Raw genomic sequence first — 6249 nt, 5'->3', positions numbered from 1 at the left:
GGGAATGCGCCGCGGCAGCCGCCGGTGCGGCGGCCGGTGCGGCTAGAGCGGAATGTTCCCGTGCTTCTTCGGCGGCAGGCTCTCCCGCTTGTTGCGCAGCGTGCGCAGCGCCTTCACCAGCTGGGCCCGGGTCGTCGACGGCGCGATCACCGCGTCCACGTACCCGCGTTCGGCGGCGACATACGGATTGAGCAGCGTGTCCTCGTACTCGGTGATGAACCGCTGGCGCAGCTCCTCGGCCTCCTCCGGGGTCGCCGCCTCCGCCAGGGTCCGGCGGTAGAGGATGTTCACCGCGCCCTGCGAGCCCATCACCGCGATCTGCGCGGTCGGCCAGGCCAGGTTGAGGTCGGCGCCCAGGTGCTTGGAGCCCATCACGTCGTACGCGCCGCCGTACGCCTTGCGGGTGATGATCGTGATCAGCGGCACCGTCGCCTCGGCGTACGCGTAGATCAGCTTGGCGCCGCGGCGGATGATGCCGTCCCACTCCTGGCTGGTGCCGGGGAGGAAACCGGGGACGTCCACGAAGGTGATCACCGGGACGTTGAAGCTGTCGCAGGTCCGGACGAAACGCGCCGCCTTCTCGGAGGCGTTGATGTCCAGGCAGCCGGCGAACTGCAGCGGCTGGTTGGCGACCACGCCCACCGGGCGGCCCTCGATCCGCCCGAAACCGGTGATGATGTTCGGCGCGAACAGGCTCTGCGTCTCCAGGAACTCGCCGTCGTCCAGGATGTGCTCGACGACCTTGTGCATGTCGTAGGGCTGGTTGGCCGAGTCCGGGATCAGCACGTCGAGTTCGAGGTCCTCGTCGGTGACCGTCAGATCCGCCTCGGCCGGGAAGGCGGGCGGCTCCTCCAGGTTGTTGCTCGGCAAGTAGGACAGCAGCGCCTTGACGTACTCGAAGGCGTCCTTCTCGTCACCGGACAGGTGGTGGGCGTTGCCGGAGGTGGTGTTGTGGGTGCGCGCGCCGCCCAGCTCCTCCATGCCGACCTCCTCACCGGTGACGGTCCTGATCACGTCCGGCCCGGTGATGAACATGTGCGAGGTCTGGTCGACCATCACCACGAAGTCGGTGATGGCGGGGGAGTACACCGCGCCGCCGGCGCACGGGCCCACGATCAGGCTGATCTGCGGGATCACCCCGGAGGCATGGGTGTTGCGGCGGAAGATCTCGCCGTACATGCCCAGCGAGGTGACGCCCTCCTGGATCCGCGCGCCGCCCGAGTCGTTGATGCCGATCATCGGGCAGCCGGTCTTCAGTGCGAAGTCCATCACCTTGACGATCTTCTCGCCGAAGACCTCGCCGAGCGCGCCGCCGAACACCGTGAAGTCCTGCGAGAACACCGCCACCGGGCGGCCCTCGACGGTGCCGTAGCCGGTCACCACACCGTCGCCGTAGGGACGGTTGTCCGCCATCCCGAAATCGGTCGAGCGGTGCCGGGCCAGTTCGTCCAGCTCGGTGAACGACCCCTCGTCCAGCAGCAGTTCGATCCGCTCGCGGGCGGTCAGCTTGCCCTTGGCGTGCTGCTTGTCGACCGCCCGCGCCGAGCCGGCGTGCGTCGCCGCCTCGATCCGGTGGCGCAGATCGGCGAGCTTCCCCGCAGTCGTGTGGATGTCGTACTCCGGTTCGGCCATGGAGGCGGCTCTCCTGCTCTCGGCGGATCGAACGGCGGCGCTCCCTCGGCCCGCGCACATGACCGATGGGTAACGGTGCTCTGTAGCGTAATGGCCACGCTGGGGTACGGGCACTGATGCGTTCGACACACCCCCGGTGCCGGGCGGCCGGGCGGTCCCGGGGCGCCCTCGTAGGGTGATCCCATGACGCGCAGCCGCTGGTCCGATCTGGAACGACCGCCCCTCAACGCCGCCGCGCTGCGCCGGGCGGTCGTCGTCCCGGACGGCCTGTGGACCGAGCTCGACGTGGTGGAGGCCACCGGCTCCACCAACAGCGACCTCACCGAGCGGGCCGGCAGGGGCGCCCCCGAGGGCGCGGTGCTGATCGCCGAGGAGCAGACCGCCGGCCGCGGCCGGCTCGACCGGCGCTGGACCGCGCCCGCCCGCTCCGGCCTGTTCTTCTCGGTGCTGCTCCGGCCGGGCGAGCCCGCCGGGGACCGGGCGGAGGTGCCCGCGCACCGCTGGGGCTGGCTGCCGCTGCTGGCCGGTGTCGCCACCGCCACCGCGCTGTCCCGGGCGGCCGGCGTCGACACGGCCCTGAAATGGCCCAACGACCTGCTGGTCACCGTCGACGGCGAGGAGCGCAAGGCGGCCGGCATCCTCGCCGAACGGGTCGGCACCGCGGTGGTCGTCGGCATCGGCCTCAATGTGTCGCTGCACGAGGAGGAGCTGCCCGTGCCGACCGCCGCCTCGCTGGCGCTGGCCGGCGCGCAGGGCACCGACCGCGACCCGCTGCTGCGCGCCGTACTGCGCTCGATCGCCGACTGGTACCGGGCCTGGCGCGAGGTCGGCGGCGACCCGGCGGCCTCCCGCCTCCAGCAGACCTACGCGGCCGGCTGCGCCACCCTGGGCCGGCAGGTGCGCGCCGAGCTGCCCGGCGGCCGGGAGGTCTCCGGCACGGCGGTCGCGGTGGACGGCGACGGGCGGCTGGTGATCGCCGGGCCCGGCGGTGAGGAAGCGGTGGGCGCCGGCGATGTCGTCCACCTGCGGCCGGCCGGCGAACAGGGCTGACCGGGCGGCCACAGGCAGGCAGTCGCTCCGGTGCGAGTGAGCCAGGGCACACCTGCCGTATCTTTGAGGAGCTGCGTCGTCTCGATGATCGGAAGGGCTGTGCGCAGGGATTCTTTCGAGGCCGGGCGGTAGATCGTGGACAACGACAGCGCCTCGCCGGACGAGCCGTACTCACCGGATCAGGGCGCACGCCCGGGTGCGGTGCGAGGCGATCGCGGGGCCCCGCTGCCCTCGATGGGCTTCGTCGACCCCGGCGACGGCTCCGGGGACGGCCCCGGCGGCGCGGACTTCGGCCAGGACCCGGAATCCGGCGAGTACCCCGACACCGGTGAGCATCCGCTGGCCCTGCGCCTGGAGCAGCTCATCCTCGGCGCGCCCCGCCGCTACACCCCCTTCCAGGCGGCCCGCGCCGCCGGCGTGTCCATGGACCTCGCCTCCCGCTTCTGGCGGGCGATGGGCTTCGCCGACATCGGCCAGGCCAGGGCGCTCACCGAGGCGGACGTGCTGGCGCTGCGGCGGCTGTCCGGACTGGTCGAGGCGGGCCTGCTGAGCGAGTCGATGGCCATCCAGGTGGCCCGCTCCACCGGGCAGACCACCGCCCGGCTCGCCGACTGGCAGACCGACTCCTTCCTCGAAGGGCTCACCGAGCCGCCCGAGCCCGGCATGACCCGCGCCGAGGTGGCGTACCCGCTGGTCGAGCTGCTGCTGCCGGAGCTCGAGGAGTTCTTGATCTACGTCTGGCGGCGGCAGGTCGCGGCGGCCACCAGCCGGGTGGTCCAGTCCGACGACGAGGAGGCGGTGGACCGCCGGCTCGCGGTGGGCTTCGCCGACCTGGTGGGCTTCACGCGGCTCACCCGGCGCCTGGAGGAGGAGGAGCTCGGCGAGCTGGTCGAGGCCTTCGAGACCACCGCCGCCGATCAGGTGGCCGCCTACGGCGGGCGGCTGATCAAGACCCTCGGCGACGAGGTGCTGTTCGTGGCCGACGATCCCGGGACGGCCGCCGAGATCGGTATGCGGCTGATCGAGACGATGACCGGCGACGAGTCGATGCCGGCGCTGCGGGTCGGCATGGCCTTCGGCACGGTCACCACGCGGATGGGTGACGTCTTCGGCACCACGGTCAATCTCGCCTCCCGGCTGACGTCGATAGCCCCCCGGGACGCGGTCCTGGTCGACGGCGACTTCGCCGAGGCGCTGGGCGCGGCCGGCGACGCCCCGGTCTCCGAAGCCGATGTCGACGCGGGCTCGGCCGAGAAGTACCGCTTCGCGCTGCAGCCGATGTGGCGCCGCCCGGTGCGCGGCCTGGGGATCGTGGAGCCCTGGCTGCTCACCCGCCGCTCGGACTGATCCTGCCGCCGGTCCCCACCGGTCCGGCTGGCAGGATGGGCCGGGTTCGCGTTCACGGGCGTTAACCGGCGGGAGGATCGCGTGGTGGCTGAGGAGCGGTACGGGGAGTTCGTCCTGGTGCGGCGGCACGGCGAGCGGGTGGCGGAGCTGGTGCTGGACCGGCCGGCGGCCATGAACGCCGTCTCCACCGCGATGGCCGAGTCCATCGCGGCGGCGTGCCGGGCGCTGGGCGCGGACCGGACGGTCAGCGTGACGGTGCTGAGCTCGTCCGGCGAGAAGGCGTTCTGCGTCGGCGCCGACCTCAAGGAGCGCAACGCGCTCACCGACGCGGAACTCCGCCGGCAGCGCCCGGTCGCGCGGGCCGCGTACACCGGTGTGCTGGAGCTGCCGATGCCGACGGTGGCCGCCGTGCACGGCTACGCGCTCGGCGGCGGATTCGAGCTGGCCCTGTCCTGCGACCTGATCGTCGGGGACGGCACCACGGTGCTGGGCCTGCCCGAGGTCTCGGTCGGCGTGATTCCGGGCGGCGGCGGTACGCAGCTGCTGCCCCGCCGGGTCGGTGCGGCCCGCGCCGCCGAGCTGGTCTTCACCGCCCGCCGGCTGGCGGCGGCCGAGGCGGCCCGGTACGGCCTGATCGACCGGCTCGCCCCCGAGGGGGAGGGCGCCCGCGACACCGCGCTGGCCCTGGCCGCCACCATCGCGGCCAACTCCCCGGTCGGCCTGCGCGCGGCCAAAACCGCGCTGCGGCTGGGCCAGGGCCTGGACCTGCGCACCGGCCTGGAGGTCGAGGACGCCGCCTGGCGCACCGTGGCCTTCTCCGGCGACCGGGCCGAAGGAGTCGCCGCGTTCAACGACAAGCGCGCGCCGGTCTGGCCCGGGGAGTAGCCCAGCGGCGCCGCCCCGGTTCCCGCCCGTTCGGCCCAGCCGCCGCCGGGCCAGCGATCGTCGCCGGGCAAACCTCCATAAGTTGTCGGGCCTGTCCGGATACGACCCGTATGAGGACGACGTCCCCCAGCTGTCGCTGGGAGGTGCCCCCACCGCCTTGCGATGCACCGCATCTGACGCCGCACGCTCATCCGCCGCGGATGACGGGACAGCCCTTAGCCTGGGGGAATGGCTGATGGGACGGCGGCTGACGTACGGCTGCGGGCGGTCGTCGAACTCGCTCAGGCGCTCGCCACCGCGCAGACGCCCCGCGCCGCGGTCCGGGCCGGCGCCCGGCGCGCGCGGCTGGCGATGGGCGGCTCGTTCGCGGCCATCTCCGCCTGGGAGCGGGAGGCCGGACGGCTGCGGGTCCTGGTCAACGACGGCCACCTCATGACCGGCGAGGTCGCCGAGCCGACCGACGAGACGTACTCCGTCCACGATTTCCCGGAGATCGCCGAGTTCCTGCACGGGACGTGGGCCGGCGGCGGCGAACCGCACGCCTGGGTGGAGACGCTGGACCCCGCTGGGTCCACGGCCGGCGGCAACAGCTGGGGCCGAACGGCCGCGCTGCGGCGGCGCGGGCGCGGCAGCTGCGTGGTCGCGCCGATCATCGTGCACGGGCGGGCCTGGGGGGAGCTGTACGTGGCCCGGGCGGTCGGCGAGACGGCCTTCGCCCGCGCCGACGCGGACTTCGCGAGCGTGCTGGCGGCGCTGATCGCCGCCGCCATCGCCCAGACCCAGCGGCTCGCCGAAGTACGCCGGCTGGCCTTCACCGACCCGCTGACCGGGCTGGGCAACCGGCGGGCGGTGGACGTACGGCTGGACGAGGCGCTGGAGCGGCACCGGGCGGAGGGGGTCGTGGTCAGCCTGGTCGTGTGCGACCTCAACGGCCTGAAGAAGGTCAACGATCTGCTCGGGCACGCGGTGGGGGACCGGCTGCTGGAACGCTTCGGCTCGCTGCTGTCGGTGTGCGGGGCGGCGCTGCCGGGGAGCCTGGCGGCCCGGCTGGGCGGGGACGAGTTCTGCATCGTGGCGGTCGGGCAGGCGGCGGCGGAGGTGGAGCGGGTGGCGGAAGAACTGTGCAGCCGGGCGCAGGGGTTGGAGGCGGGGGAGGGGGTGGCGGTCGGGGTCGCGTCCACCGGGGACGCGATCGGGCCGGTGCGGTCGGCGCGGCGGCTGTTCCGGCTGGCGGACGCGGCGCAGTACCGCGCGAAGGCGCTGCGGGCCGCGCACCCGGTCGTCGCCGGCCGCGAGGGCCCGGCCGACCCGGTGGTCCAGCTCGCCGACTCCCCC

5 protein-coding genes are annotated in these 6249 nt (G+C 73.7%); 4 read left to right on the top strand and 1 reads right to left on the bottom strand.

The features are described 5' to 3' along the window. Positions 1–42: 42 nt before the first annotated feature. Positions 43–1632, bottom strand: a complete 1590-nt coding sequence (locus tag GA0115240_RS15650) for an acyl-CoA carboxylase subunit beta (RefSeq protein WP_093737288.1) — start codon at positions 1630–1632, stop codon at positions 43–45. 183 nt (positions 1633–1815) lie between these two features. Between GA0115240_RS15650 and GA0115240_RS15645 the strand changes: the two genes are divergently transcribed. From GA0115240_RS15645 to GA0115240_RS15630, 4 genes are all read left to right on the top strand, one after another. Then, on the top strand, positions 1816–2682 hold the full coding sequence (locus GA0115240_RS15645; RefSeq protein WP_093737287.1) for a biotin--[acetyl-CoA-carboxylase] ligase: 867 nt from the start codon (positions 1816–1818) through the stop codon (positions 2680–2682). Positions 2683–2916: 234 nt separating this feature from the next. Further along, the gene (locus tag GA0115240_RS15640) at positions 2917–4029 is read left to right on the top strand and encodes an adenylate/guanylate cyclase domain-containing protein (RefSeq protein WP_093737289.1); all 1113 of its coding nucleotides are present in this window, start codon (positions 2917–2919) and stop codon (positions 4027–4029) included. Between the two features lie 84 nt (positions 4030–4113). Continuing rightward, complete coding sequence (locus tag GA0115240_RS15635; protein ID WP_093737286.1) at positions 4114–4914, top strand: enoyl-CoA hydratase/isomerase family protein; 801 nt, start codon at positions 4114–4116, stop codon at positions 4912–4914. A 228-nt stretch (positions 4915–5142) separates the two neighbouring features. Further along, the coding region (locus tag GA0115240_RS15630; protein WP_093737285.1) for a GGDEF domain-containing protein at positions 5143–6249 on the top strand (1107 nt) is incomplete at its 3' end.

The organism is Streptomyces sp. DvalAA-14 (assembly GCF_900091855.1).
GTDB lineage: Bacteria > Actinomycetota > Actinomycetes > Streptomycetales > Streptomycetaceae > Actinacidiphila.
Note: the sequence above shows the minus strand (reverse complement) of the source record. Positions and strands in the feature narration are given on the sequence as shown.

Excerpts from the sequence above, each read along its gene's own strand:
- GA0115240_RS15645 (WP_093737287.1), top strand. The coding sequence starts at position 1,816 with ATGACGCGCAGCCGCTGGTCCGATCTGGAACGACCGCCCCTCAACGCC.
- GA0115240_RS15650 (WP_093737288.1), bottom strand. The coding sequence starts at position 1,632 with ATGGCCGAACCGGAGTACGACATCCACACGACTGCGGGGAAGCTCGCC.
- GA0115240_RS15640 (WP_093737289.1), top strand. The coding sequence starts at position 2,917 with ATGGGCTTCGTCGACCCCGGCGACGGCTCCGGGGACGGCCCCGGCGGC.